This window comes from Citrobacter sp. S39 (assembly GCF_009495675.1).
Taxonomy (GTDB): Bacteria; Pseudomonadota; Gammaproteobacteria; order Enterobacterales; family Enterobacteriaceae; genus Citrobacter; species Citrobacter freundii.
Genome location: NZ_CP045555.1, coordinates 1,809,356 through 1,835,911, shown reverse-complemented (window position 1 = coordinate 1,835,911; position 26,556 = coordinate 1,809,356). Strand labels below are relative to the sequence as shown.

The following is a 26,556-nucleotide window of genomic DNA, read 5'->3' as shown; positions in this document are numbered from 1 at the left end:
TACCCAACCTAAATTTGTGTCATAGTGCAGAACAAGCAAAATTTTCAGGAGTGCGTCAAAGCAATGAAACGTCCGGACTACAGAACACTACAAGCACTGGATGCGGTTATTCGTGAACGAGGATTTGAGCGCGCGGCGCAAAAGCTGTGCATCACGCAATCCGCGGTTTCACAGCGCATAAAACAGCTTGAGAATATGTTCGGACAACCGCTGCTGGTGCGTACCGTACCACCACGCCCAACCGAACAGGGGCAGAAACTACTGGCACTTTTGCGTCAGGTTGAACTGCTGGAAGACGAGTGGCTGGGTGATGAACAAACCGGATCGACGCCGCTGCTGCTCTCACTGGCAGTGAACGCCGACAGTCTGGCGACCTGGTTGCTTCCGGCGTTAGCCCCGGTACTGGCCAATTCACCGATTCGGCTGAACCTGCAGGTTGAGGATGAAACGCGCACCCAGGAACGTCTGCGTCGTGGTGAAGTGGTCGGTGCGGTGAGTATCCAACATCAGGCGCTGCCAAGCTGTCTGGTGGATAAACTTGGCGCGCTGGACTACCTGTTTGTTGGCTCCAAACCTTTCGCCGAACGTTATTTCCCTAACGGCGTCACCCGCTCCGCCCTGCTGAAAGCCCCGGCGGTAGCGTTTGACCATCTTGATGATATGCATCAGGCGTTCCTGCAACAAAACTTCGACCTGCCGCCGGGAAGCGTGCCGTGCCACATCGTTAACTCTTCTGAAGCCTTCGTCCAGTTGGCGCGTCAGGGCACCACCTGCTGCATGATCCCACACTTACAGATTGAGAAAGAGCTGGAAAGCGGCGAGCTGATCGATTTAACGCCAGGTCTGTTCCAGCGTCGGATGCTGTACTGGCACCGTTTTGCACCGGAAAGCCGCATGATGCGCAACGTTACCGACGCGCTGCTGGAATACGGGCACAAGGTGTTGCGTCAGGATTAAACCGTTTATTGCTCCAGAGTGCCGGATGGTGGCGTAACGCCTTATCCGGCCGACAATCCTTACCCTCTTTTCATGCTATTCCCGCCACGTCTTTGAAATAAATCACAAAATAAAACATGCCATGCGGCAAAAAACGACGCCCTGTTGGCTATTTTTTGCTGGCGACAAGCCAAATGAAAAAGCTCACCGTATCCGCAAAGATTCAACTTATTGCGTAATACGGAGCAAAAAATGGCAAATGTGCAGGAGTGGCAAACACTCGCTAATAAAGAACTCAGTCGACGGGAAAAAACCGTCGAATCGCTGGAAAGACAGACGGCGGAAGGAATTGCCATCAAGCCGCTATACACTGAAGCGGACCTCGATAATCTGGAAGTCACGGGCACTCTTCCCGGCCTACCGCCTTACGTGCGTGGCCCGCGCGCCACCATGTATACCGCGCAGCCGTGGACCATTCGCCAGTACGCTGGTTTCTCTACCGCCAAAGAGTCCAACGCCTTTTACCGCCGCAACCTCGCCGCCGGGCAAAAAGGACTTTCCGTCGCCTTTGACCTTGCCACCCATCGCGGCTATGACTCTGACAACCCGCGCGTGGCAGGTGACGTCGGCAAAGCGGGCGTGGCGATCGATACTGTCGAAGATATGAAGGTGCTGTTCGACCAAATTCCGCTGGATAAGATGTCGGTATCAATGACCATGAACGGCGCGGTGCTGCCGGTACTGGCGTTTTATATCGTCGCTGCAGAAGAACAAGGCGTAACGCCGGAGCAACTCACCGGGACCATTCAGAACGATATTCTGAAAGAGTATCTGTGCCGCAACACCTACATTTACCCGCCAAAACCTTCAATGCGCATCATCGCCGACATCATCGCCTGGTGTTCCGCCAATATGCCGCGCTATAACACCATCAGTATCAGCGGTTATCACATGGGGGAAGCCGGGGCGAACTGCGTCCAGCAGGTGGCATTTACGCTGGCTGACGGCATTGAGTACATCAAAGCCGCGCTGTCTGCCGGGCTGAAAATTGATGACTTCGCGCCGCGCCTGTCATTCTTCTTCGGCATTGGCATGGATCTGTTTATGAACGTCGCCATGCTGCGTGCGGCTCGCTATTTGTGGAGTGAAGCAGTCAGCGGTTTTGGCGCAAACAACCCGAAATCTCTCGCTCTGCGTACCCACTGCCAGACCTCCGGCTGGAGTCTGACCGAGCAGGATCCTTACAACAACGTGATCCGCACGACCATTGAAGCGCTCGGCGCTACGCTTGGCGGCACCCAGTCTCTGCATACCAACGCCTTTGATGAGGCGCTCGGGCTACCCACCGATTTCTCCGCCCGCATCGCGCGTAATACACAGATCATCATTCAGGAAGAGTCAGAGATCTGCCGCACCGTCGATCCGCTGGCCGGATCGTATTACGTCGAGTCGCTCACCGATCAAATCGTGAAGCAAGCGCGCACGATCATCAAACAAATTGATGAGGCAGGCGGCATGGCGAAAGCGATCGAAGCCGGGCTCCCTAAACGGATGATCGAAGAAGCTTCCGCGCGCGAGCAGTCGCTGATCGACCAGGGTAAACGCGTTATCGTCGGCGTGAACAAATACAAGCTGGATAAAGAAGACGAAACGTCGGTACTGGAAATCGACAACGTGAAGGTACGCAACGAGCAAATTGCCTCGTTGCAGCATATCCGCGCAACTCGCGACACAGATGCCGTCAATGCCGCACTCGCGGCGCTGACCCACGCCGCGCAGCATAATGAAAATCTGCTGGCCGCCGCCGTTAACGCCGCCCGCGTTCGCGCCACGCTCGGTGAGATCTCCGACGCGCTGGAAACCGCTTTTGACCGCTATCTGGTTCCCAGCCAGTGCGTCACCGGGGTGATTGCGCAAAGCTATCACCAGTCCGACAAATCCGCCGATGAGTTCGACGCCATCGTTGCGCAAACCGAACAGTTCCTCGCGGAAAATGGTCGCCGACCGAGGATTCTGATCGCCAAGATGGGCCAGGATGGTCACGATCGCGGCGCGAAAGTGATCGCCAGCGCCTACTCCGATCTCGGCTTCGATGTTGACCTCAGTCCGATGTTCTCCACACCAGAAGAGATCGCCCGTTTGGCGGTAGAAAACGATGTGCATGTAATAGGCGCATCGTCACTGGCGGCGGGTCATAAAACGCTGATCCCGGAACTGGTTACCGCGCTCAAAAAATGGGGGCGTGAAGATATCTGCGTGGTAGCAGGAGGCGTTATTCCGCCACAGGATTACGCCTTCCTGCACGAGCATGGCGTGGCAGCCATTTATGGCCCCGGCACGCCAATGCTCGACAGCGTCCGCGATGTGTTAACCCGTATCAGTCAGCATCATGATTAACGCCGCCACGCTTGAGGATACCGTCCGTCGCTTGCGACTTGGCGAACGGGCAACGCTCGCCCAGGCGATGACGCTGGTCGAAAGCAGCCACCCGCGCCACCAGCCGCTGAGTACGCAGTTGCTGGACGCAATTATACCGTTCACCGGTAACGCCCTGCGTTTGGGGATAACCGGTACGCCGGGCGCGGGCAAAAGCACCTTTCTGGAAGCATTCGGCATGCTGTTAATCCGTCACGGATTACGGGTGGCGGTGATCGCCGTCGATCCCAGCAGCCCGGTCAGCGGCGGCAGCATTCTTGGCGATAAAACCCGCATGACGGAGCTGTCTCGCGCCGAATCTGCGTTTATTCGCCCGGTCCCTTCCAGCGGTCATTTAGGCGGAGCCAGCCAGCGCGCCCGCGAATTAATGCTGCTTTGCGAAGCGGCTGGCTTTGACGTGGTGATTGTAGAAACCGTCGGCGTTGGGCAGTCAGAAACCGAAGTCGCAGGCATGGTGGATTGCTTTATCTCACTGCAAATCGCCGGCGGTGGCGACGATTTGCAAGGCATCAAAAAAGGCCTGATGGAAATGGCGGATCTGGTCGTCATCAATAAGGACGACGGCGAGAACCATGCCAGCGTGGCCATCGCCCGCCATATGTACGAATCCGCCCTGCATATTCTGCGCCGTAAATATGACGAGTGGCAGCCGCTGGTTCTGACCTGTAGCGCCCTGGAAAAACGCGGTATTGAGGAGGTCTGGCAGGCGATAACCGACTTTAAAACGTGCCTTACCGCCAGCGGTCGACTGGAAAAAGTCCGCCAGCAGCAGGCGGTGGACTGGTTACACCAGCAGGCTGAAGAAGAAGCCCTACATCTGCTGTTTGCGCGGACTGATTTCGACCGCTATTTCCAGCAGACGCTACAGGCCGTCAAAAATAACGATCTGTCGCCGCGCACCGGTCTGCGGCACATCAGCGAATTTATCCAACATCATTACTTTCAATAAAGAGAACATTATGTCTTATCAATACGTCAACGTGGTCATCATCCAGAAAGTCGCGGTTATTGAGTTCAATTACGCCCGCAAGCTCAATGCCCTGAGTAAAGTGTTTATTGACGATCTGATGCAGGCGCTGAGCGATCTCAATCGTGCGGACATTCGCTGCATCATTCTGCGCGCTCCGAGTGGAGCCAAAGTTTTCTCTGCCGGGCATGATATTCATGAACTCCCGACCGGACGTCGCGATCCGCTCTCCTATGACGATCCGCTGCGTCAGATAACCCGCATGATCCAAAAATATCCAAAACCGGTGATCTCTATGGTTGAAGGCAGCGTCTGGGGCGGCGCATTTGAGATGATCATGAGTTCCGATCTGATCATCGCCGCTGAAACATCCACCTTCTCGATGACCCCGGTCAACCTCGGCGTGCCGTATAACCTGGTCGGCATCCACAACCTGACTCGCGACGCCGGTTTTCACATCGTGAAAGAGCTGATCTTTACCGCCTCACCGATTACCGCTCAGCGTGCGATGGCCGTCGGGATCCTCAACCATGTGGTTCCTGTAGACGAACTGGAGGATTTCACTCTGCAAATGGCGCACCACATCTCGGAGAAAGCGCCGCTGGCGATCGCTGTCATTAAAGAAGAGCTGCGCGTACTGGGTGAAGCGCACACCATGAATTCCGATGAGTTCGAGCGCATTCAGGGCATGCGCCGCGCGGTGTACGACAGCGAGGATTATCAGGAAGGGATGAACGCGTTTATGGAAAAACGTAAACCTAATTTTGTCGGCCATTAATCACGTCTGAGGAAGGAGACGGCCATGAAACGGATGAGCGCCGAACAGGCGGCAGAAATTATCCAGCACGATGATATGGTGGCGTTTAGCGGCTTTACCCCCGCGGGTTCGCCAAAAGCGTTACCCACCGCAATTGCCCAACGCGCCTGCGAACAGCATCAGAACGGACAGCCTTTTCAGATCCGCCTGCTGACCGGAGCATCAATTGGCGCCGCCGCTGATGATGTACTATCCGCGGCGGATGCCGTTTCCTGGCGTGCGCCTTATCAAACGTCATCGGGCCTGCGCGACAAAATTAATCAGGGCCAGGTGAGGTTTGTCGATCTCCATTTGAGCGAAGTGGCGCAAATGGTTAATTACGGCTTTTTTGGCGAGATCGATGTTGCCGTCATTGAAGCTTCAGCCATCGCGCCGGATGGCCGGATTTGGCTGTCCAGCGGTATCGGTAATGCCCCCACCTGGCTGCTGCGGGCGAAAAAAGTGATCATTGAATTGAATCATTACCATAATCCGCGTGTGGCGGAGTTTGCCGACATCGTGATACCCGGTGCGCCGCCGCGGCGTAACAGCGTACCCATTTTTCATACCATGGATCGCGTAGGCAGTCAGTGCGTACAGATAGACCCCAAAAAAGTGGTTGCGGTGGTGGATACCGAACTGCCCGATGCAGGAAATGCATCGGATAAAACCAATCCGGTCAGCCAACAAATTGCCGATAACGTAGTCTCTTTTCTGCTGGCAGAAATGGCGCACAAACGCATTCCAGCTGAGTTTCTGCCCTTACAAAGCGGGGTGGGCAATATCAACAACGCGGTAATGGCTCGACTGGGCGAGAACCCGGATATCCCGCCCTTTATGATGTATTCGGAGGTGTTGCAGGAGTCGGTGGTGCATCTGCTGGAAACGGGCAAGATAAGCGGTGCCAGCGCCTCCAGCCTGACCATTTCAGCCCCGTCGCTACAGAAGATTTACGACAACATGGACTTCTTCGCCAGCCGGATTGTATTGCGCCCGCAGGAGATCTCCAATAACCCGGAAATCATCCGTCGACTGGGGGTTATTGCGCTCAACGTCGGTCTGGAGTTTGATATCTACGGTCATGCCAATTCCACGCACGTTGCGGGGGTGAACCTGATGAACGGCATCGGCGGCAGCGGGGATTTCGAGCGCAACGCCTACCTGTCTATCTTTATGGCGCCGTCGATTGCCAAAGGCGGGAAAATCTCAACCATCGTACCGATGTGCAGCCATGTCGACCACAGCGAACATAGCGTTAAAGTGATCGTGACCGAACAAGGGATTGCCGATCTGCGTGGGTTATCTCCGATGCAGCGGGCGCACACAATTATCAATAACTGTGCGCATCCGCTTTACAGAGATTACTTGCACCGCTATCTGGAGAAAGCGCCCGGCGGGCATATCCATCACGATCTCAGCCATGCGTTCGATCTGCATCGCAACCTTCTCGAAACAGGCTCGATGCTAGGTTAACTTGCACTACCGTCACGATCTTCAGCAATATGCTGGAGCATGGTGGCGGTATAGCGATGATTTTTCAGCGAATAGAGAAACTCCTGCATATACATGGGGCTGCCGGGCGCGTCGAAATATTTCAGTGTCGACGGGTTCACCAGCCGCCAGGCGAAGTGAGGGATCACCGTCAAAAACTGCCCGCGCTCCACCGCGCTAATCTTCGCCATAAAGCTGTACGGACGATAGATAATCGTCGGGTTGATCCCGCAGGGTCGCATGTATGCATCCAGCATCGCCTCAAAGTTGGCGCGATTCTGGAAGCGCATTTGCAGCCAGGGCAGCTCGCGCAGCAGATCCTGCGGCTGTTTTTCTTCATAGCGCCGGGAAACGAGAAACCCCAGACGCAGCGGAGGCAGTTCGCTGATCGCCAGATTTTCCAGCTCCTGCACGCGGGGGGAAACGTGCTGCGGCGAGATAATAAAATCCAGTTTGCGATCAAACAGGTTATCAATCACCCCATTCTCACTGAATTCAACGGCCTGAGCCGTCACACCGTCATACTTGTCACCAAGGCTAATCAACTGGTCAAAAATAATCGTTGGGTAGGTATTGTCGATGCCGATAACAATTTCCCGCGAGCGGCGAGAGGCGTTATGGATTTCGTTATCAATGGCAGAGAGGCGCTGATAAACGGGAAACAGCTTCTGATACAGCTCTTGTCCTGCTTTATTCAGGCTGATGTTGTTATCTTTGCGGGTAAACAGCGTATAGCCGATTTGATCTTCCAGTGCAGCAATGCTTTTACCGAAGGGCGATGCGGTCATATGTATTTTTTCTGCCGCTCTGGCGATGTTATTGGTTTGCGCCAGCAGAATGAAATTACGCATCTTTTTCGAGATAAAAATATCCATAGCGTCCCCTTAAAAATCGCTATGGCCTATCCTCATTACGGCAAAAAAAAAGACCGGATGTGAAGTCTCATTTTTACAGTTGCTCACAGAAAAAACCCGGCTGGAAAGCCGGGTCTGCAACAATTACTGAGTTTTGGCTGGCGTTGCGGCTGGTTGCCCCGCCGTCGGCTCAATCTGGAAGACGACATCAACCTGATCGTCAAACTGAATAACCGGCTGTTCGTAGGTTTCCTGAGCAGAAGCAGCAGGTGCGGCATCGGCTTTCATCATCCGTACCATCGGGCTCGGCTGATAATTGGAAACGTGGTAGCGCACGCTGTACACCGGGCCAAGTTTGCTATTGAAGCCCGCAGCCAGTTGTTCTGCCTGATGAATGGCATCATCAATTGCCGCTTTACGCGCTTTATCTTTGTAAGCATCCGGTTGGGCAACACCAAGCGATACCGAACGGATCTCATTCAGACCAGCCTTCAGCGCGCCATCGAGCAGAGCGTTAAGTTTGTCCAGCTGGCGCAGCGTGACTTCAACGGTGCGCACCGCACGATACCCTTTGAGGATACTTTTACCGTTCTGGTAGTCGTAATCCGGCTGGGTACGCAGGTTTGCAGCGCTAATGTCTTTCTTCGCTATCTGGTTCTGTTCAAGGAAGGACAGATATTGCGCCACGCGCTCATCGGCCTGCTTCTTCGCTGAAGCCGCATCCTTGGCAGCAACGTTCACTTCAATTGCCAGCGTAGCGATGTCTGGTGTCGCATCCACACTTGCTGTTCCGGAAGTCACGATGTGCGGTCCATTTGGCAACTCATTTGCCTGTACCGATAGTGCGCTGAATCCGACTAATGCCGCCAGGGCCATTATTTTGAACTTCACGGTCGTTCCTCCATGTTTCAATAATTACCCCGAAACTCAGGGCACATGCAGGCAAGCTTAGACGATCTCGCTGCGTTGTCCATCAGACAACACTTAGTTGAACAACGCATGAACGTGCGCAACACCTTCTTTTGCCAGTTGAAAAGCAATAAACCACATCACTAATCCTACCAGCGTATTGATGATGCGCTGCGCTTTAGCAGTGCGCAGACGCGGAGCCAGCCAGGCCGCCAACAATGCCAGACCGAAGAACCACAGGAACGAAGCGCTGACGGTTCCCAGCGCAAACCAGCGCTTCGGCTCAACGTCCAGTTGCCCCCCCAGACTCCCCAGCACCACAAAGGTATCCAGGTAAACATGGGGATTGAGCCATGTCACCGCCAGCATAGTAGCAATGATTTTCCAGCGGCCCTGCTTCATCACCTCGGCACTGGCCAATTCCAGGTTACTGCTCATCGCCGTTTTTAACGCCCCGAAACCGTACCAGAGTAAAAAAGCCACCCCACCCCAGGTGACCAGCGCCATCAGCCATGGTGACTGCATCAACAAGGCGCTACCGCCAAAGATCCCCGCACAAATCAGCACTAAATCGCTGATAGCACAGAGTAAAGCAATCATGATGTGATACTGGCGGCGAATGCCCTGGTTCATCACGAAGGCGTTTTGCGGACCAAGCGGAAGAATCATGGCCGCACCAAGTGCAAGCCCTTGAAAGTAATACGATAACACGTTAATCATCCCGAACTGTTTCTCTTAGGAGCAGACTATAGCGCGGGGAAAACATTAGCGGAAATGGATAATTTTAATCGTAGATTAGGGAAATTAATGGAAAGAAAGTTTTTATCGGCCCGGAAAGCGATAGCGCCTCCGGGCGCGTAATTACTCTGCCGCGCGCTCTTTCACACGCTTGAAGTTCACATCCATCTGCGGATACGGGAAGCTGATGCCGTTGGCATCGAACTCGCGCTTAATGCGTTCCAGCACATCCCAGTAGACGCTTTGCAGATCGCTGCTGTTGCTCCAGACGCGTACCACAAAATTAATTGAGGAAGCCCCCAGCTCATTCAGGCGTACCGTCATTTCACGGTCTTTAAGAATGCGATCTTCCGACTGAATGATATCGGTGAGGATTTTTTTCACCTGATCGATATCGGAGTCGTAAGCCACGCCGATAATAAATTCGTTACGACGAACCGGCTCACGAGAGAAGTTAATGATGTTCCCGGCAATAATTTTACCGTTCGGGATCACTACAATCTTACCGTCAACGGTACGCATGGTGGTGGAGAAAATCTGCACGTTGAGCACGGTTCCCGCTACGCCGCCGAGATCGACATACTCACCCGCACGGAACGGACGGAACATTACCAGCAGGACACCTGCGGCGAGGTTGGACAGCGAACCTTGCAGCGCCAGACCGACGGCTAAACCTGCGGCACCGAGAACGGCGATCACGGAGGCTGTTTGCACCCCAACGCGGCCCAGAGCGGCAATCAGCGTGAAAGCGATAATGCCGTAACGCACCAGTGCAGAGAGGAAGTCGGCAACAGTGGCATCAATTTTACGCGCCAGCATCAGGCGGTTAACGGTATTTGATACAATGCGCGCCACGATCATACCGATAATGACAATCGCGATGGCCGCAACGATGTTGACGGCATAGCTCAACAGCAGTTCCTGGTTGCGCACCAGCCAGGTGCCCGCACCGTTTATGCTGTCGACAACATTCAAATCTTCCATTTAGTATTCCTTGGTCATGTCAAAAAAATTCATGAGATCATTCTCACAAAAACACTGTACTAAAGGTAAACAAAAAAGACCGAACATGCCATTTTTCAACATGATCCAATAAAAGCATTCGTAAATTCAATGCTCGGTTGGTTGATCAATCATCCGCAAGAACCCGCTGACCAGTGAATCTTTCTGCTTAAAGATTTCGGCAATTTCACTGACCACCTTTCCGCTACCTGCATTCTTCCAGGCGATAGAGAGCGGTGACGGTTGGCGTGGATTGATGACCTCACGGGCAACCAATGCTCCAGACTCAACATAAGGACGACACATCCTCTCCGGTAAAAAACCGACGCCAAGGCCGCTTAAATGACAGGCCAGCTTGGTGCTAAGATCTGGGACTTTTATCTCCTTTTGTCCACTAAGCAACCAGGCGACCCGACGCGTGAGGGTACGTGAGGTATCTTCAATATTAATCGCTGGGTATCGACGTAGCATATCATCTGACAGTACAGACGCGGGGTGGAGAGCCAAAGGATGATTCTGCGCCACCACAAACTGCCAGCTGATATCACCGAGCGGCAACAGAGAAATATTATTGGATAGCGACTCCGAACCGGTAACGCCAATCGCTAACTGGAAATCGTCATACAACAGTGAATCCCAGACGCCCATATACACCTGCCGGGAAATCTGGAATCGGGTAAAGGGGAATTGTTGATGCAGCCAGGTCAGCAAATCCGCTGTGGTTTGCGGCTGATATAGCAAATTATTGATTACAATATTCACCTGCCTTTCAACGCCCGCATTGATTTGCTGAAGTTCATCCGGCATCGCATCCAGCCAGTTGAGCCACTGTCGACAATGCTCAAGCAAATGCTGTCCGGCCAACGTCAGGCTGACAGTGCGCGTGGTGCGCATGAAGAGCTGAGTCCCCACCTGCTCCTCAAGCGTTTTGATACGATAGCTGATCGCCGCTGGCGTTTTATGGAGTGAGCTGGCTGCGCGGGAAAAACTCTCCGTCTCTGCAACCCAAATAAAAGTGCGTATTGTTTCCTGATCGAGCATGCATTCTCCTTGGATCGTTCCTCTGTAACCACTGTTGAGCTATTGCTATCCCTAGCAATATATCTGCTCCCGAGGTATGACCAACAGCAAGCAGATGCGCAATTGCAAAATAAGACTCACGCCCCGGTTGTAAACCGCGTATGACCTTCTGCACTGATGTAGAAAACTCTCCCACTCTGGCGCTGTTCAAATAGCTGCAACTTACTGATGTAGTGAGTTTTGCCAGCTGAGCCCCCGGAGGTAAAAAATACTGAAGTTGCTCAGAAAACCCTGCGGCATACAGTACGGCCAGCATGCCAGTCAGCATGTCATCACCGCTAGGCGTCAGCCCAGGTCCACATCCGATCAGCCAGCTCCAGTCGGGGGTCATGCCGCAATACCAACAATCAAGCTGCTTAATAATCTCAGAATAGTGCGACATCGTGTGAAGCGGTTGATTTAGCGCTCCACAGAGGCCACTGTGTTGCGTACAAAAAGAGAGGTCGACAGGGGCAATGGCGATGGAGTTCATTGGCAATTGCAGTATGCGACGCGGGCAAATTGTGATGTTTCTCCCTCGCAGGATATTTCCTTGTTTGCTTAGCCATTCAATCTGAGCCACGTGGGGAAACTGCGCGGTACTCAGCAATACGGCTGTCGGCCCCATCCCTTTTCCGTGGCGAAGCAACGTCAATAACTCCCCCTCAGGACGCCAAAAGTTAATCGCCTGCGAAAAACGGCTATGCCGTCTCCATTCGCCATCGGGAAGCCGATAAAACCCGGCGCAGGCTAGAGCATAAATTGTCTTCATTTGTAATACTCAGGGGCGGTTTTGCCGCCCCTTCAATATCAGGCGGTGATGTGATGTAGTTCGGCCAGAGCTTCAAGCGCTTTTTCAAAACAGAGCAGCGGTGCGCGTACGGTTCCCGCCCCCACCTGACCAATCCCCGCATCTTTATGTGCGATGCCGGTGTTAATCAGTGGCGTAATCCCTGTTTCGACTACACGGCGGACATCCAGCCCCAGACATGCCCCTTTGAAATCCCATGAGGGGATCTGAAACAGCGGGTTGTTGGCAAGATAAATCTCCGCCATCTCTTCTGAGGTTTCCAGCGCCGCGCCCATACCACCCGCGCCGACGAAGCGCGTTACGCCCGGCGCCGCAATCATTGCCGCACCGCCAATCCCTAATGTTTCCGTGATGGCGCTGTCGCCGATATCCGGATTCGCATCAGCCTGGCTATAGCCGGTAAAGAACAAACCCTGCGGCGTATTTACCGGCGCGGTAAACCAGCGATCGCCGGTTCCGCTCACGCGAATGCCGAAATCACGACCATTACGCGTCATAGCGGTGACCACCGAGCCTGCCTTAATTTCCGCCGCGGCATCCATCACAGCTTTACTGTAGGCCATCGCCAGGTTGAGGAAGAACTGGTCAGTGACGCTCAGGAATTGCAGCACTTCAATGATTTCCGTCTTCGGACGATCCAGGCCAGCGATCACCGGAGAGAGTGTACGCAGTAACAGAGAAGAGGCGGCAATATTACGCTGGTGGAACTCATCGCCCATGGTGATGGCCTGCGCCATCATTGCCGTCAGATCGACGCCGTTTTCCATCTGCGAGAGCGCTTCCTGTAGTACTGGCGCCAGCGTGTCGCGCATCCAGCGCAAGCGCTTTTGCACGTCATCACCGTAGGCGCCAAAACGCATCACTTTGCCAATACCTTCATTGAGGTTGCAGCAGGACTGGTTACCATGCACAACGTCGCGCACCACCAGCACCGGCATATTAGCGGAGGTGATTCCTCCCATCGGACCTACCGCGCCAACGTGATGGCAGGGGATAAAATCAACTTCACCCTGCTCCAGCATCCGCACGGCATCTTCTTCCGTCACCGCCCAGCCTTCAAACAATGATGCGCCAATGCAGGCTCCGCGCATTGGGCCGGTCATCTCTTCCCAGGCGATCGGCGGACCAGCGTGCATTAATTTGCGTCCAGAAGACAATTCGGCCACCGCTTCTTTTGCAGGGCGCACAGCAACCCAGTGGGGACGCGCGGCTTTAATTCGTTCGATAATGGCTTCGTTGGCCTGTGCAATAGATGAATACATATCCGTACCTCTGAACTTAGTGTAACTGTTTGAGTAAACTGGCAAGACGGGCGTTGCCACCGGCAACAGGCGCCCACTGATAATGCACAACCGGCGTACCGCTGCTTTGCAGATCCAGCGCAAAGCTGCGTAATCCGGCGTTAATGACCTGTACGCCGTCAAGGAGTGCGCTATGGGATGCCGGGATGCTACGTTCCTGGTGATGTGTCAGGTTGACGGCGAGTAAAACTGCCTCTTCCAGCGTTTCTACCACCGCTATCCCAGCCTCGCGAAGTATCTCCGCCTGCCCACTGCGCCCCTGCGGATCGGCATCGGTTCCGGTCAGAGTGGCAATCACCACCAGCGGGGCGGCACGTTTGGCTCGCACCGACTCTACCGCCTCAACAACCGCTCCAGCCGGGTCAGCACAAGCGCCATAGCCCAGCACCACATCCAGAAGCAGTACGCCCACATCCGGCAACGCGGCCAGTTTTTCGATCTCAATACTGCGAGTCGTCGGGTCAATCATCGGATGCGGTCTGCCCAGGGTGTAGCTGTCGTCCCCGAGGTCGACAATGCGATGGCCTCCGCCTTCCAGCATCACTCCCTGGTCGTGGCTTTCGCTAACGGGTACTCCCAGCCCGGCAGAGAGCAACATAGCGGCTTCAGCTGCCAGCGTGCCGCCAGCATAAAGGCCATAAATACCTTTACCTGCTACTTCCGGTTGAATCTGTCTCTGCTGCGCCACACGCATCAGCAATACCGCCAGTTGCGCAGCATCAGAAAGTGAATTCGCCAACCAAACGTTACCTTCGCGACGCTGCTCCTGCTTGCTTCCCAGAAACAGTGCGACAACCGGTTTACCGACGTTTTGCATTGCGGCAATAATGCGGGTTCGCACCTGCGGCGACGGAGGTTTGGAGACAAACGCAATCACCTGCGTGGCATCATCTGTAGCCAGCATCTCCAGCGCAGCCAATGCGCTGATACCACCAACATCGGCACTCAGGTCGCGACCACCCAGACCGATAGCGTGACTCACACCCTGCTGGTGTAGCGCAATCTGCGAAGTAATTTCCTGAATCCCAGTACCTGACGCGCCAATCACGCCAATCCCACCTTCAGGGAGTACGTTAGCGAAAGCTAATGGGCTGCCGGCTATCATCGCCGTTCCGCAGTCTGGCCCCATGACGAGAAGCCCGCGCTCGCGTGCCAGCGTTTTCAGCTCAACTTCTTGTTCCAGCGGTACGTTATCGGAAAAGAGCATCACGTTTTTGTTGGCCAGCAGCCCCTCTCTGGCAACGGACGCGGCATACTCCCCTGCGACCGAAACCAGCAACAGATTAGCCTGAGGCAATTTCTGACACGCACTTTCGAAGCGGCGTGCTTTAACCAGTTGATGCGAGCTCCCAGACGCACTGGCAATCGCGTTCAGCTCTTTTTCCAGTTGCTCACGGATCAAATCCATTATCCCAGGCTCTTCGCCTTCAGTTCGGACCGCGACGCAAATATCGTTTGGGGTGGCGTCAGCAAAGTCGTCGTGCCAGAACCCTGTGGAATCCAGCATCGATTTATTGGCTGGCGTTCCCATCATGACTGAAACCTGATCAACTTCCGGGCGTTCACTAAGTTTTCGGGAAATGATCATCAGGCTGACGGAATCCTGAAAACTTCCCTTTTTAATAAAGGCGTAAATCATTACCGCTACCTCTTTATGTGCGTTTTTCTTTTAAAAACAGCATTGCAACTAAACCGATAGCCAGCAGAACGGCTGAAACATAGAAACTGGAAGCCAGGCTTCCGGTCATATCACGTGCCGCGCCGGCAATAATGGGGGCCAAAATAGATGAGCTCATGCCGATGAAGTTAAATAAACCAAATGCAGTACTGTAATTATTTTCATCCACACTGTCGGCAACCAGAGCGACCAGTACCGGATCCAGTGCCAGTTTACCCACCAGACCATAGACACACAGTGCAATGATTACCCCTGTCATATTCGGCATCCAAATAATTGACAGCATGCTGATAATCGCTACCGGCACCAGAAACATAATTAATGGTTTTCGCTTGCCTAATTTGTCAGAAAGGCTGGAGAATAACAGCGCTCCGGGAATTGAAATCCAGGCCACCAGCGAAGAAATAAACCCGGTTTCGCTACCGGCAATACCACGTTCATTTTGCAAATAATAGGGAAGCCAGGTCAGGATCACGAAGAAACCGAACAGGCTACAGAACACCATTATATAAGTAATAATTAAGTTACGATTTTTAAGCAGGTCACTGAACTTACCTTTTTTCACCGGCGCGCCATCAACATCTGCGGTACGTTTCTTCTCTTTTACGAATAACCAGATCGCCACCCCAACCAACACCGAGGGAACTGCCATCGCATAAAATGGCATGCGCCACGAATGACCTTGATCGTATACCAGCCAGCTTGAGGTCATCAAACCCAACGCAATACCAAAGGCCATACCACTGTTGATGATCGCACTGCCAAGAGAACGATATTTCTTCGGGATCTGCTCGGAAGAGAGACCGTATTGCGGACCGTAGTAGGTTCCTTCACCAGCCCCCGTTACCACACGGGCAAATAGCAACGTATACCAGCTTTTCGCCCAACCAGTAACCGCGGTGAAAACACCAAATAGAATAAATCCTGGAACCAGTACTTTTTTCTTACCAATTTTGTCGCCCAGAATTCCGGCTGGAACCTGAAGCAAAGCATAAGAAAAATAGAACACGGAATTAAGAATACCTAACTGTGTGCCGCTTAAACCAAATTCCTTTTCTAATTCGCCCATCACCGGATTGAGCACCGTACGGTCGGCGTACATAAAAATCCATCCGAGCCAGAACAGGAAAACGGTGACCCACCAGGCCGGTATTCCCTTTTTCTTTGTGGCCTCAGCCACTTCATATGAACCAGACATAAGCAATCTCCCGGTAATAATTACCGCTGAATACCCCATGTTACCTGACACGATACGTGAGGTTTGATGTTTTAACTGCGCCTACCTTATCGGGGTAAAAATGTATTTCATTTGAACAAAGTCACACAAAACCCATTGTTATAAATTCCTGGGAACTGACCACAGCATTATTAAAAAAAATCTAATAATCATTTTCAAAGCAATTTAAATAAAGAGACTGAGAACATCATTAATTATCGAGTTATTTTTGTAGATATTTTACTTGTCGCTCCCATCACATAATAAAGGTAATAAAACGTTATTTTGACCGCGAGATAATTTGCATAATGAGGTCATCAATGAAAAAGAGAATTGTCATTGCTCTTGGCGGTAATGCGTTATTACAGCGCGGAGAAACTTTGAGCGCAGAAAACCAGCGGCGGAGCATTCAGGTATTTGCTGAGATGGCAGCCGAATTAGCCCGTGACTATCAGTTGGTCATTGTTCATGGCAACGGCCCTCAGGTTGGCCTGCTGGCGCTACAGAATGCAGCATACAAAGAATCCCCAGCCTGGCCGCTGGATATTCTGGTCGCGGAAAGCCAGGGAATGATCGGTTTCGCTATTACTCAGGAACTGGCGTCATCCGCGGGCAACTCTCCCGTCACAATGCTGATGACCCGGGTTGAGGTGGATCCGCAGGACGAAGCCTTCTCAGTTCCCGGTAAGTATATTGGCCCCGTGTATCAACCGGATCAACAGGCAGAGCTGGAAGCATGCTATGGCTGGCAGATGAAAACCGATGGGCAATATATTCGCCGCGTGGTTCCCTCACCGACTCCGCTGAAAATTATCGATAGCGACGCCATCCGTACGCTGATGGATGCGGGACATACGGTTATTTGCTGTGGCGGTGGCGGTATTCCGGTTATTGCACAGGGTGATGGTTACCAGGGAACCGAAGCGGTCATTGATAAGGATTTGACCGCTGCCGTATTGGCACAATCCATCAACGCTGACCATCTGCTGATTCTGACGGACGCCGATGCCGTTTATGAAAACTGGGGAACACCGCAGGCGCGTGCGCTACGACATGCCACCGTAGAGGAACTTACGCCATTTGCCGCGCCTGATGGTGCGATGGGGCCTAAAGCGGCGGCGGTGATGCAATTTGTCAAACAGACAGGGAACGCGGCATTTATCGGCGCCCTGAAAGATGCCCCGCAAATTCTGGCCGGAGAAAAAGGCACCTGCGTGACAAAGTAAACCGAGATGAAAAAAGGCTTCCCGGAGGAAGCCTTGTTTGTCATTAGCAGACTGAATTACAGAACGTCAACCGCGTTCAGTTCTTTGAAAGCCTGTTCCAGACGGGTGATCATGGTTGCCTGACCAGCACGCAGCCATACGCGCGGATCGTAGTATTTCTTGTTCGGCTGATCTTCGCCTTTCGGGTTACCCAACTGGCCCTGCAGGTAAGCTTCGTTTGCTTTGTAGTAGTTCAGAACGCCTTCCCAGGTAGCCCATTGGGTATCGGTATCGATGTTCATTTTCACTACGCCGTAGCTTACGGAGTCTTTGATTTCCTGAGCAGTAGAACCGGAACCGCCGTGGAAGACGAAGTTCAGGCTGTTATGCGGCAGGTTATGTTTCTTAGAAACATAGTCCTGAGAGTCGCGCAGGATGGTCGGGGTCAGAACGACGTTACCCGGCTTGTAAACGCCGTGTACGTTACCGAAGGAAGCTGCGATGGTGAAACGCGGGCTGATTTTGCTCAGCTCGGTATATGCGTAATCAACGTCTTCCGGCTGGGTGTACAGTGCAGAAGCGTCCATGTGGCTGTTGTCCACGCCATCTTCTTCGCCACCGGTGCAACCCAGTTCGATTTCCAGAGTCATGCCCATTTTGGACATGCGCGCCAGGTATTTGGAGCAGATTTCGATGTTCTCTTCCAGAGACTCTTCAGACAGGTCGATCATGTGAGAAGAGAACAGCGGTTTGCCGGTTGCTGCGAAGTGTTTTTCACCCGCGTCCAGCAGACCGTCGATCCACGGCAGCAGTTTCTTCGCGCAGTGGTCAGTGTGCAGGATAACCGGAACACCGTAGTGTTCAGCCATCTGGTGAACGTGATGCGCGCCAGAGATAGCACCCAGGATTGCAGCGCCCTGAGGAACGTCGGACTTCACGCCTTTACCCGCGATGAAAGAAGCACCACCGTTGGAGAATTGTACGATTACCGGCGCTTTAACTTTTGCAGCAGTTTCCAAAACGGCGTTGATGGAGTCGGTACCCACGCAGTTAACAGCTGGCAGAGCAAAGTTGTTTTCTTTAGCTACCTGGAAAACTTTCTGTACGTCATCACCAGTGATTACGCCTGGTTTTACGAAATCAAAAATTTTAGACATTTTACGAGTCCTGTATCTTCGGCCTTGGAAAGGGCGCGCGCCCTAAAGCGCGCTAAAATAAGGGCAGGTTTCCCTGCCCATTAAATTCTTACTTTTTAGCACGCTCTTCGAGCATGGCTACTGCTGGCAGTACTTTGCCTTCCACGAATTCGAGGAACGCGCCGCCGCCAGTAGAGATGTAGGAGATTTTGTCAGCAATGCCGAACAGGTCGATTGCTGCCAGGGTGTCACCGCCGCCTGCGATAGAGAATGCTTCGCTGTCTGCGATGGCATTAGCAACGATTTCAGTACCTTTGCGGAAGTTCGGGAATTCGAACACGCCAACCGGGCCGTTCCACAGAATGGTTTTCGCATTCTTCAGGATGTCAGCCAGCTGCTGTGCAGAAGCGTCGCCGATATCCAGGATCTGCTCGTCTTCTTTTACATCGCTAACGGATTTCAGGGTAGCCGGTGCGGTTTCAGAGAATTCAGTCGCTACGCGAACGTCGGTCGGAACCGGGATGTCGCAAGTGGTCAGCAGACGCTTAGCTTCGTCAACCAGGTCAGCTTCGTACAGGGATTTACCCACGTTGTGACCTTGAGCAGCAACGAAGGTGTTCGCGATACCACCGCCAACAATCAGCTGGTCAGCGATTTTTGACAGAGAATCAAGAACGGTCAGTTTGGTAGAAACTTTAGAACCACCAACGATAGCAACCATCGGACGAGCAGGTTCTTTCAGTGCTTTACCCAGTGCATCCAGCTCGGCAGCGAGCAGCGGACCTGCACAAGCGACATCGGCGAATTTACCGATACCGTGAGTAGACGCCTGCGCACGGTGAGCAGTACCGAAAGCGTCCATAACGAATACGTCGCACAGAGCAGCATATTTTTTGGACAGCGCTTCGTCGTCTTTCTTCTCGCCTTTGTTGAAGCGAACGTTTTCCAGAACAACCAGTTCACCGGCAGCGACTTCAACGCCGTCCAGGTAATCTTTTACCAGGCGAACCGGAGCAGACAGTTTGTCTTTCAGGTAGTTAACAACCGGCAGCAGAGAGAATTCTTCGTTGTACTCGCCTTCGGTAGGACGACCCAGGTGGGAAGTTACCATCACTTTAGCACCCTGTTTCAGGGCCAGCTCGATGGTCGGCAGGGAAGCACGGATACGCGCATCGCTGGTTACTTTCCCTTCTTTAACTGGTACGTTCAGGTCCGCACGGATAAAAACGCGTTTACCAGCCAGATCCAGATCGGTCATCTTAATTACAGACATGGTGAATCCTCTCGTTGATTCATAAAGTTTTGTCGACGCTCAAGCGTCGAGCCTGAAACCAATAGCAGCCATCGCTAACGTTGTATCGAGCATACGGTTAGCAAAGCCCCATTCATTATCACACCAGACCAGCGTTTTGATCAGGTGAGCGCCACTCACGCGCGTTTGCGTACCATCAACGATGGCGCTGTGCGGGTCGTGGTTAAAATCTACTGAGACCAACGGTAATTCCGTATAGTCAACTATACCATGAAATGCACCTTGTGCTGCTTTTTGCAGCAACTGGTTGACTTCACTGGCTTTTACTGGTTTTTTCACCGTCACGCTTAAGTCGATCGCCGTCACATTTATGGTCGGTACACGCACCGCAATCGCTTCAAAACGATCGTTAAACTGCGGGAAAATTCGCGTGATGCCCGCCGCCAGTTTGGTATCAACCGGAATGATCGACTGGCTGGCCGCTCGCGTGCGACGCAGGTCAGGATGATAAGCATCAATAACCTGCTGATCGTGCATCGCGGAGTGGATCGTGGTGACTGTACCAGACTCAATGCCGTAAGCATCATCCAGCAATTTAATGACGGGTATTATGCAATTCGTGGTGCAGGAGGCATTGGAAACGATCCGGTGCTCAGCGCGCAGCTGATCCTGATTAACGCCAAACACAACGGTTGCGTCGATGTCGTGACTACCAGGATGTGAAAAGAGCACTTTCTTTGCGCCGGCGGCAATATGCGCCTCGCCGTGTTCGCGGCTGCCAAAGACCCCCGTACAATCCAGCACAACGTCGACACCCAGTTCGCGCCACGGAAGCGCATCGAGCGTTCGCTCATGCAGAATGCGGATCGCGTCATCGCCAACGATGAGCTGGTCTCGTTCCTGACGAACATCCCAGGCAAAACGCCCATGGCTGGTGTCATATTTCAACAAATGCGCCATGCCTGCAGCATCCGCCAGTTCGTTGATTGCCACCACGGTGATTTCCGCCCGACGCCCGGATTCATACAAAGCACGAACCACGTTGCGTCCGATGCGACCGAAACCATTAATCGCTACGCGTACGGTCATAGGTCTCCTGCAAGGATTTCTCAGAAACGATGTGGCAGACAGAGTAATGCAGCAAATCGCTCAGGGAAACCTTACCTGTCGCAAACTGCGACTAATTGGTTAATTGTCGAACATTTAATCGACTGAAACGCTTCAGCTAGAATAAGCGAAACGCGGAATAAAAGGAATGTTTGTCCAGCAACAGAACACAGTTATCTGACTTACGTCACATTTTAACGTCCTTCAACGCGACTTTTATTCCATATTCCAGAATTACGAATAACCGTAGCAAGATTATTTCGTTGCCATGTCACAAATCCTGATTTATATCAGAAAGCTCCCTAACCCGCGTCTATATTATCAGCGCAACGTCCGAGTCTCGGAGTCCCTCAACTATGGCAACATTCTATCCCCAACCATCTGAAGCTCGCTTTCATGCGCTGCGTTTATTACCGGGCCAAGAAGTCTTTTCAGCGCTACACGCTTTTATCCAGCAGCATCAACTACAGGCAGCCTGGATAGCAGGTTGCACCGGCAGTTTGACCAACATTGCTCTGCGCTTCGCCGGACGTGAAGAAACCACATTACTTACGGGTACGTGGGAAATTATCTCTCTGAACGGCACGCTGGAACTTACCGGCGAGCATCTTCATCTGGCGGTTGCTGACCCACACGGCGCGATGCTGGGCGGACACATGATGCCGGGCTGTACCGTGCGAACCACGCTGGAACTGGTGATTGGCGAGTTGACGTCTCTGGCATTCAGCCGTCAGCCCTGCGCCGTTTCCGGTTATGACGAACTGGTTATTTCATCCCGCTAACGATTCACTTATACGAGGTCTTTTATGGCGCGTCGCCAATTTTCCAGCCAGTCTCTGGTTCTTATTGTCATTGCTATCGCCATCAACATGGTCGGTGGGCAGCTTATCAGCATGTTGAAATTACCTATTTTTCTCGACTCGATTGGCACGTTGATCAGCGCGGTGCTGTTAGGTCCGGTTGTGGGGATGCTAACCGGATTACTCACTAACCTGTTGTGGGGGTTGCTGACCGATCCGATCGCCGCCGCCTTTGCGCCCGTCGCCATGGTTATTGGACTGGTCGCCGGTTGGCTGGCACGGGCGGGATGGTTTCGCACCTTACCCAAAGTCGTGGTCAGCGGCGTAATTATCACGCTTGCCGTGACCCTCGTTGCCGTGCCGATTCGCACGACTCTGTTCGGGGGTGTCACTGGCAGCGGCGCGGATCTTTTTGTCGCCTGGATGCACTCGGTCGGTCAGAACCTGGTGGAGTCCGTCGCCATCACCGTCATCGGTGCAAATCTGGTCGATAAAATCCTCACGGCAATCATCGTCTGGGTGCTGCTGCGACAGCTTCCGCTGCGCACCACGCGCCATTTCCCTACGATGTCTGCCGTGCGCTAAATGCATCCGTTTACGTCGTTAACTCTATGGGTGCTTGCCGCCTGCTCCACGCTCCTGCTGCCAGCCGGAGTGCCGCTCAGCTTGTACAGCGCCGCGACGTTTGTCGGTTTGCTATGTATGAAGGCTACGCGGTCGCGGGCGAAATACGTACTCTGGCTGATGATCCCCTTAGGACTGGGGCTATGGCTGGTACACGGCGGATGGCTTACCGAGTGGATTAGCGGGCAGCCGCGCACACCAGAACGCTGGGTCGATGCCGTTACGCTCTGGCTGCGGATCCTCGCCATTGTGTCGACATCGCAGATGTGGATGCAGTACGTGCCGGTTGCGCGCTTTATGCGCGCCCTGTTTGCTTCTCGCCTGCCGCCAGGCGTTGCCTATCTGTTCGCAGGCCCGCTGCTGGTGGTTGAACAACTCAAACGCCAATTGGCGATTATTCACGAGGCTCAGCGCGCACGCGGCGTACCGCTGGATGAGTCCTGGTACCAACGTTTACGCGCTATGCCGGCATTGATTGTGCCGCTCACCCATAACGCGCTCAATGACTTGGCCGTTCGCGGTGCAGCGCTCGATATGCGGGGATTTCGCCTGCATCGCACTCGCACCACGCTATGGGCGCCGCCAGACAGCACCTTACAACGTCTGGCCCGCTACGGTATGGTGGTTCTGATGGCAGTTGAGACAGGAATCTGGATATGGTTACGTTAGAGCAGTTTCGCTATATTCCGACGCACGCTATGCGGCCATCCGCCTGTTACGATTTCCATTACGCCAGGCCTGGTATGGTGGCTATTTTTGGTGAGAACGGCAGCGGGAAAAGTACGCTGGCACAGCTGATGGCTGGCTGGTACCCCGACTTCCTTCCGGGAGAAATTGAGGGCACAGGCACGCTACTGGGTAATCCCATCGGGCAACTATCGCTGGTCGAGCAGTCGAGTACCATCCAGCTTGTGCAGCAGTCACCTTACCTGCAGCTTTCAGGTTGTACTTTCAGCGTGGAGGAAGAAGTGGCGTTTGGCCCGGAAAATCTCTGCCTTACCGAGACTGAAATTATGCAGCGCATAGATGCCGCCCTTACGCTGACAGAATGTCAGCCTCTGCGCCATCGTCATCCCGGCACCCTTTCCGGTGGGGAAACCCAGCGGGTAGTCATTGCCAGCGCACTCGCCATGCAGCCGAAAATATTGATTCTGGATGAAGCGTTCAGTCGCCTGACGGCGCAAGCCACGGCAATGCTGCTGGCGCGACTGCAACAGTGGGCACAGGAACAGCATGCTTTGGTGATATTTTTCGAACGCAACCCTTCACCTTTTCTCAGCTACTGCCAGCAGGCATGGCAGCTGCGCGACGGAGCATTGTCATCACTATGCTAACGCTAAACCAGGTCAGCTATCGCTGGCCGAACGCCGCCGATGACTGTTTACGCAATATTTCGCTGGAACTCCAGGAGGGGGAATGGCTGGCGCTAACGGGCGATAATGGTGCAGGAAAATCCACACTTTTGCGCATCATGGCCGGGCTACTGACTCCCTCATCCGGCACAATAACCGTTCAAAATCGTGCGATTGCGCAACTGAAAAACCGGGAGCGCGCCAGGGTGCTCGGCGTACTGTTTCAGGAAGCGGAGAATCAAATCTTTCACAGCAAGGTTGCAGAGGAAGTGGCCTTCGGATTACGGCTACAGAAGCTTCCGGCGACTGAAATTGCGCAACGCACGACGGCGGCGCTGCAATTATGTCAGTTAGAGGATGTCGCCGACTCGCACCCGCTCGATCTACATACTGCACAACGACGTATGGTTGCCGTCGCCAGTCTGGAAGCCCTCAAACCCGCTATTCTACTGCTGGATGAGCCCAGCCGGGACTTTGATGCACACTGGCTTGGCGTCTTCGAAAACTGGCTGGCAGTGTGTCGTACACGTGGCGCCAGCGTTGTAGCGATCAGTCATGACGCTGCATTTACGCAGCGCCATTTTTCGCGCATAGTACGTCTTGAAGCAGGTCAGCTACGCACGTAACTACCCTGATAAGCAAAAAAACGGGCCGCCTGAGCGACCCGTTTTCACCTGTAATCGAAATTACAGCAGTTCTTTTGCTTTCGCGACCACGTTGTCTACGGTGAAGCCGAATTCTTCAAACAGCAGTTCTGCCGGTGCAGACTCACCAAAGGTAGTCATACCGACAATAGCGCCGTTCAGGCCCACGTATTTGAACCAGTAGTCAGCAATGCCAGCTTCGATAGCGACGCGAGCAGAGACGGCTTTCGGCAGTACGGATTCACGGTAAGCCGCATCCTGCTTGTCGAATGCATCGGTAGACGGCATGGAAACCACGCGCGCTTTCACGCCTTCAGCGGTCAGTTTGTCCCAGGCAGCCACGGCAAGTTCAACTTCAGAACCGGTGGCGATGAAGATCAACTCCGGCTGACCCGCGCAATCTTTCAGCACGTAGCCACCGCGAGCGATGTTCGCCAGTTGCTCTGCAGTACGTTCCTGCTGTGCCAGGTTCTGACGGGAGAGGATCAGCGCGGTCGGGCCGTCCTGACGCTCAACACCGTATTTCCATGCTACTGCGGATTCAACCTGGTCACACGGACGCCATGTGCTCATGTTCGGGGTCACACGCAGAGAAGCAACCTGCTCTACCGGCTGGTGAGTCGGGCCATCTTCACCCAGACCGATGGAGTCGTGAGTATAGACCATCACCTGACGCTGTTTCATCAGCGCAGCCATACGCACCGCGTTACGGGCATATTCCACGAACATCAGGAAGGTGGAGGTGTACGGCAGGAAACCACCATGCAGGGAAATACCGTTTGCGATAGCGGTCATACCGAATTCACGTACACCGTAATGGATGTAGTTACCGGCAGTATCTTCGTTGATGGCCTTAGAACCAGACCACAGAGTCAGGTTAGACGGTGCCAGGTCAGCAGAGCCGCCGAGGAATTCAGGCAGCAGAGGACCGAAGGCTTCAATCGCGTTCTGAGAAGCTTTACGGCTGGCGATTTTCGCCGGATTAGCCTGCAGCTTAGCAATGAACTCGTTGGCTTTCGCGTCGAAGTCAGACGGCATTTCACCTTTCATACGACGGGTGAATTCAGCAGCTTCCTGCGGGAAAGCTTTGGCATAAGCAGCGAACTTCTCGTTCCATGCGGCTTCTTTTGCCTGGCCGGCTTCTTTCGCATCCCACTGCGCGTAGATTTCAGACGGGATTTCGAACGGCGCGTATTTCCAGCCCAGCTGTTCGCGGGTCAGTGCGATTTCTGCATCGCCCAGCGGTGCACCGTGAGAGTCGTGGGTACCGGCTTTGTTCGGAGAACCGAAACCGATGATGGTTTTGCACATCAGCAGGGACGGTTTGTCGGTCACTGCGCGTGCTTCTTCAACAGCGCGTTTAATCGCGTCAGCATCGTGACCATCTACACCACGAATCACGTGCCAGCCGTAAGCTTCGAAACGCTTCGCGGTGTCATCGGTGAACCAGCCTTCAACGTGGCCATCGATAGAGATGCCGTTGTCATCGTAGAACGCAACCAGTTTACCCAGTTTCAGCGTACCAGCCAGGGAACATACCTCGTGAGAGATACCTTCCATCATGCAGCCGTCGCCCATGAAAGCATAGGTGAAGTGGTCAACGATGTCGTGACCAGGACGGTTAAACTGCGCCGCCAGCGTTTTTTCAGCGATAGCCATACCCACTGCATTCGCAATGCCCTGACCCAAAGGACCGGTCGTGGTTTCAACACCCGCGGTGTAACCCACTTCCGGGTGACCCGGCGTTTTGGAGTGCAGCTGACGGAAGTTCTGCAGCTCGGACATCGGCAGATCATAGCCGGTGAGGTGCAGCAGGCTGTAAATCAGCATTGAACCGTGGCCGTTAGACAGCACGAAGCGGTCACGGTCAGCCCAGGACGGGTTAGTCGGGTTGTGGTTCAGGAAATCACGCCACAGGACTTCGGCAATGTCAGCCATACCCATCGGGGCACCCGGGTGACCGGATTTGGCTTTCTGTACTGCGTCCATGCTCAGCGCACGAATAGCATTGGCAAGCTCTTTACGTGAGGACATTTTGACTCCAGATCGGATAATGAAGGCCACGCCCTAAACGACTTGACGACAGCGCGTTTTGGGCTACGCCGGAAAAAAGTGCCAACAATGTAACCCAAGCCGCGTGTCATGTACATGGAGCATCCTTTTACCGCTTCAGAAATCTCTGGATCATGCGCGCAAGTTGCGCAATCTTCTCGCCCGCTTATTGTTCTTTTCTTTATACTTA

24 protein-coding genes are annotated in these 26,556 nt (G+C 53.5%); 11 read left to right on the top strand and 13 right to left on the bottom strand.

Translation table 11 applies throughout. The annotated features are described in order from the left end of the window. The first annotated feature begins 63 nt into the window (after positions 1 to 63). The 5 genes from argP to GFB57_RS08685 all read left to right on the top strand — a co-directional run bounded on the left by argP (position 64) and on the right by GFB57_RS08685 (position 6,608). Positions 64 to 957, top strand: a complete 894-nt coding sequence (gene argP / locus GFB57_RS08705; RefSeq protein WP_003026988.1) for a DNA-binding transcriptional regulator ArgP — start codon at positions 64 to 66, stop codon at positions 955 to 957. Between the two features lie 231 nt (positions 958 to 1,188). After that, on the top strand, positions 1,189 to 3,333 hold the full coding sequence (gene scpA / locus GFB57_RS08700) for a methylmalonyl-CoA mutase (RefSeq protein ID WP_003838245.1): 2,145 nt from the start codon (positions 1,189 to 1,191) through the stop codon (positions 3,331 to 3,333). Continuing rightward, entirely contained in the window at positions 3,326 to 4,321 is a 996-nt protein-coding gene (gene meaB / locus GFB57_RS08695) for a methylmalonyl Co-A mutase-associated GTPase MeaB (RefSeq protein WP_003026992.1), read from the top strand. The genes scpA and meaB overlap by 8 nt, the downstream gene beginning before the upstream one ends. Before the next feature lie 10 nt (positions 4,322 to 4,331). Further along, positions 4,332 to 5,117: a methylmalonyl-CoA decarboxylase gene (gene scpB, locus GFB57_RS08690; protein WP_003026994.1), complete on the top strand. Its 786-nt coding sequence runs from the start codon at positions 4,332 to 4,334 to the stop codon at positions 5,115 to 5,117. Positions 5,118 to 5,141: 24 nt separating this feature from the next. Continuing rightward, a complete protein-coding gene (locus GFB57_RS08685; protein WP_003026996.1) occupies positions 5,142 to 6,608 on the top strand; it encodes an acetyl-CoA hydrolase/transferase family protein in 1,467 nt (488 codons plus the stop codon). On the opposite strand, the gene GFB57_RS08680 is transcribed toward GFB57_RS08685, so the two are convergent. The 9 genes from GFB57_RS08680 to GFB57_RS08640 form a co-directional block, all read right to left on the bottom strand. Then, positions 6,605 to 7,501 carry a LysR family transcriptional regulator gene (locus GFB57_RS08680; RefSeq protein ID WP_003026999.1) on the bottom strand — a complete coding sequence of 299 codons (897 nt, stop codon included), beginning with the start codon at positions 7,499 to 7,501 and terminating at the stop codon, positions 6,605 to 6,607. The two genes, GFB57_RS08685 and GFB57_RS08680, sit on opposite strands and share 4 nt — an antisense overlap. A 123-nt stretch (positions 7,502 to 7,624) precedes the next feature. After that, the gene (locus GFB57_RS08675) at positions 7,625 to 8,371 is read right to left on the bottom strand and encodes an oxidative stress defense protein (RefSeq protein ID WP_003027002.1); all 747 of its coding nucleotides are present in this window, start codon (positions 8,369 to 8,371) and stop codon (positions 7,625 to 7,627) included. A 93-nt stretch (positions 8,372 to 8,464) separates the two neighbouring features. Next, entirely contained in the window at positions 8,465 to 9,100 is a 636-nt protein-coding gene (argO, locus tag GFB57_RS08670; protein ID WP_003027005.1) for an arginine exporter ArgO, read from the bottom strand. Between the two features lie 150 nt (positions 9,101 to 9,250). Further along, positions 9,251 to 10,111 (bottom strand): small-conductance mechanosensitive channel MscS, encoded by an 861-nt coding sequence (locus GFB57_RS08665; protein WP_003027007.1) that lies wholly within the window; start codon positions 10,109 to 10,111, stop codon positions 9,251 to 9,253. A 126-nt stretch (positions 10,112 to 10,237) separates the two neighbouring features. Beyond that, positions 10,238 to 11,170, bottom strand: a complete 933-nt coding sequence (gene allS, locus GFB57_RS08660; protein ID WP_003027010.1) for an HTH-type transcriptional activator AllS — start codon at positions 11,168 to 11,170, stop codon at positions 10,238 to 10,240. Next, the gene (locus GFB57_RS08655) at positions 11,088 to 11,960 is read right to left on the bottom strand and encodes a DUF2877 domain-containing protein (RefSeq protein WP_071524481.1); all 873 of its coding nucleotides are present in this window, start codon (positions 11,958 to 11,960) and stop codon (positions 11,088 to 11,090) included. The genes allS and GFB57_RS08655 overlap by 83 nt, the downstream gene beginning before the upstream one ends. Before the next feature lie 38 nt (positions 11,961 to 11,998). Further along, positions 11,999 to 13,261 (bottom strand): DUF1116 domain-containing protein, encoded by a 1,263-nt coding sequence (locus GFB57_RS08650; protein ID WP_003027019.1) that lies wholly within the window; start codon positions 13,259 to 13,261, stop codon positions 11,999 to 12,001. 16 nt (positions 13,262 to 13,277) lie between these two features. Further along, the gene (locus GFB57_RS08645) at positions 13,278 to 14,939 is read right to left on the bottom strand and encodes an acyl-CoA synthetase FdrA (RefSeq protein WP_003027021.1); all 1,662 of its coding nucleotides are present in this window, start codon (positions 14,937 to 14,939) and stop codon (positions 13,278 to 13,280) included. Between the two features lie 13 nt (positions 14,940 to 14,952). Further along, complete coding sequence (locus GFB57_RS08640; protein WP_003027024.1) at positions 14,953 to 16,176, bottom strand: MFS transporter; 1,224 nt, start codon at positions 16,174 to 16,176, stop codon at positions 14,953 to 14,955. A 338-nt stretch (positions 16,177 to 16,514) separates the two neighbouring features. Here GFB57_RS08640 and GFB57_RS08635 point away from each other — a divergent pair, with 338 nt between their 5' ends. Beyond that, positions 16,515 to 17,420: a carbamate kinase gene (locus GFB57_RS08635; RefSeq protein ID WP_003027027.1), complete on the top strand. Its 906-nt coding sequence runs from the start codon at positions 16,515 to 16,517 to the stop codon at positions 17,418 to 17,420. A 56-nt stretch (positions 17,421 to 17,476) separates the two neighbouring features. On the opposite strand, the gene fbaA is transcribed toward GFB57_RS08635, so the two are convergent. The 3 genes from fbaA to epd all read right to left on the bottom strand — a co-directional run bounded on the left by fbaA (position 17,477) and on the right by epd (position 20,876). Beyond that, on the bottom strand, positions 17,477 to 18,556 hold the full coding sequence (fbaA, locus tag GFB57_RS08630) for a class II fructose-bisphosphate aldolase (protein ID WP_003027029.1): 1,080 nt from the start codon (positions 18,554 to 18,556) through the stop codon (positions 17,477 to 17,479). Positions 18,557 to 18,644: 88 nt separating this feature from the next. After that, positions 18,645 to 19,808, bottom strand: coding sequence for a phosphoglycerate kinase (gene pgk, locus GFB57_RS08625; RefSeq protein WP_003027032.1), 1,164 nt, complete (start codon positions 19,806 to 19,808; stop codon positions 18,645 to 18,647). A gap of 39 nt (positions 19,809 to 19,847) precedes the next feature. Beyond that, positions 19,848 to 20,876 carry an erythrose-4-phosphate dehydrogenase gene (epd, locus tag GFB57_RS08620; protein WP_003027035.1) on the bottom strand — a complete coding sequence of 343 codons (1,029 nt, stop codon included), beginning with the start codon at positions 20,874 to 20,876 and terminating at the stop codon, positions 19,848 to 19,850. A gap of 374 nt (positions 20,877 to 21,250) precedes the next feature. Between epd and GFB57_RS08615 the strand changes: the two genes are divergently transcribed. From GFB57_RS08615 to GFB57_RS08595, 5 genes are read left to right on the top strand one after another with little or no spacing between them, the layout of a single operon-like run. Next, the gene (locus tag GFB57_RS08615) at positions 21,251 to 21,676 is read left to right on the top strand and encodes a PPC domain-containing DNA-binding protein (protein WP_003027037.1); all 426 of its coding nucleotides are present in this window, start codon (positions 21,251 to 21,253) and stop codon (positions 21,674 to 21,676) included. A gap of 24 nt (positions 21,677 to 21,700) precedes the next feature. Continuing rightward, a complete protein-coding gene (locus GFB57_RS08610) occupies positions 21,701 to 22,279 on the top strand; it encodes an ECF transporter S component (protein WP_003027040.1) in 579 nt (192 codons plus the stop codon). Then, positions 22,280 to 22,987, top strand: coding sequence for an energy-coupling factor transporter transmembrane component T (locus GFB57_RS08605; RefSeq protein ID WP_003027041.1), 708 nt, complete (start codon positions 22,280 to 22,282; stop codon positions 22,985 to 22,987). Beyond that, positions 22,975 to 23,652 carry an energy-coupling factor ABC transporter ATP-binding protein gene (locus GFB57_RS08600; protein ID WP_003027044.1) on the top strand — a complete coding sequence of 226 codons (678 nt, stop codon included), beginning with the start codon at positions 22,975 to 22,977 and terminating at the stop codon, positions 23,650 to 23,652. The genes GFB57_RS08605 and GFB57_RS08600 overlap by 13 nt, the downstream gene beginning before the upstream one ends. Further along, positions 23,646 to 24,296 (top strand): ATP-binding cassette domain-containing protein, encoded by a 651-nt coding sequence (locus tag GFB57_RS08595; protein WP_003027047.1) that lies wholly within the window; start codon positions 23,646 to 23,648, stop codon positions 24,294 to 24,296. Before GFB57_RS08600 ends, GFB57_RS08595 begins: the two co-directional genes overlap by 7 nt. 60 nt (positions 24,297 to 24,356) lie before the next feature. Here GFB57_RS08595 and tkt read toward each other — a convergent pair whose 3' ends face one another. After that, positions 24,357 to 26,348, bottom strand: coding sequence for a transketolase (gene tkt / locus GFB57_RS08590; RefSeq protein ID WP_003027049.1), 1,992 nt, complete (start codon positions 26,346 to 26,348; stop codon positions 24,357 to 24,359). Positions 26,349 to 26,556: the final 208 nt, after the last annotated feature.

Excerpts from the sequence above, each read along its gene's own strand:
- argP (WP_003026988.1), top strand. The coding sequence starts at position 64 with ATGAAACGTCCGGACTACAGAACACTACAAGCACTGGATGCGGTTATT.
- scpA (WP_003838245.1), top strand. The coding sequence starts at position 1,189 with ATGGCAAATGTGCAGGAGTGGCAAACACTCGCTAATAAAGAACTCAGT.
- meaB (WP_003026992.1), top strand. The coding sequence starts at position 3,326 with ATGATTAACGCCGCCACGCTTGAGGATACCGTCCGTCGCTTGCGACTT.
- scpB (WP_003026994.1), top strand. The coding sequence starts at position 4,332 with ATGTCTTATCAATACGTCAACGTGGTCATCATCCAGAAAGTCGCGGTT.
- GFB57_RS08685 (WP_003026996.1), top strand. The coding sequence starts at position 5,142 with ATGAAACGGATGAGCGCCGAACAGGCGGCAGAAATTATCCAGCACGAT.
- GFB57_RS08680 (WP_003026999.1), bottom strand. The coding sequence starts at position 7,501 with ATGGATATTTTTATCTCGAAAAAGATGCGTAATTTCATTCTGCTGGCG.
- GFB57_RS08665 (WP_003027007.1), bottom strand. The coding sequence starts at position 10,111 with ATGGAAGATTTGAATGTTGTCGACAGCATAAACGGTGCGGGCACCTGG.
- allS (WP_003027010.1), bottom strand. The coding sequence starts at position 11,170 with ATGCTCGATCAGGAAACAATACGCACTTTTATTTGGGTTGCAGAGACG.
- GFB57_RS08655 (WP_071524481.1), bottom strand. The coding sequence starts at position 11,960 with ATGAAGACAATTTATGCTCTAGCCTGCGCCGGGTTTTATCGGCTTCCC.
- GFB57_RS08650 (WP_003027019.1), bottom strand. The coding sequence starts at position 13,261 with ATGTATTCATCTATTGCACAGGCCAACGAAGCCATTATCGAACGAATT.
- GFB57_RS08645 (WP_003027021.1), bottom strand. The coding sequence starts at position 14,939 with ATGATTTACGCCTTTATTAAAAAGGGAAGTTTTCAGGATTCCGTCAGC.
- GFB57_RS08640 (WP_003027024.1), bottom strand. The coding sequence starts at position 16,176 with ATGTCTGGTTCATATGAAGTGGCTGAGGCCACAAAGAAAAAGGGAATA.
- GFB57_RS08635 (WP_003027027.1), top strand. The coding sequence starts at position 16,515 with ATGAAAAAGAGAATTGTCATTGCTCTTGGCGGTAATGCGTTATTACAG.
- fbaA (WP_003027029.1), bottom strand. The coding sequence starts at position 18,556 with ATGTCTAAAATTTTTGATTTCGTAAAACCAGGCGTAATCACTGGTGAT.
- pgk (WP_003027032.1), bottom strand. The coding sequence starts at position 19,808 with ATGTCTGTAATTAAGATGACCGATCTGGATCTGGCTGGTAAACGCGTT.
- epd (WP_003027035.1), bottom strand. The coding sequence starts at position 20,876 with ATGACCGTACGCGTAGCGATTAATGGTTTCGGTCGCATCGGACGCAAC.
- GFB57_RS08615 (WP_003027037.1), top strand. The coding sequence starts at position 21,251 with ATGGCAACATTCTATCCCCAACCATCTGAAGCTCGCTTTCATGCGCTG.
- GFB57_RS08610 (WP_003027040.1), top strand. The coding sequence starts at position 21,701 with ATGGCGCGTCGCCAATTTTCCAGCCAGTCTCTGGTTCTTATTGTCATT.
- GFB57_RS08605 (WP_003027041.1), top strand. The coding sequence starts at position 22,280 with ATGCATCCGTTTACGTCGTTAACTCTATGGGTGCTTGCCGCCTGCTCC.
- GFB57_RS08600 (WP_003027044.1), top strand. The coding sequence starts at position 22,975 with ATGGTTACGTTAGAGCAGTTTCGCTATATTCCGACGCACGCTATGCGG.
- GFB57_RS08595 (WP_003027047.1), top strand. The coding sequence starts at position 23,646 with ATGCTAACGCTAAACCAGGTCAGCTATCGCTGGCCGAACGCCGCCGAT.
- tkt (WP_003027049.1), bottom strand. The coding sequence starts at position 26,348 with ATGTCCTCACGTAAAGAGCTTGCCAATGCTATTCGTGCGCTGAGCATG.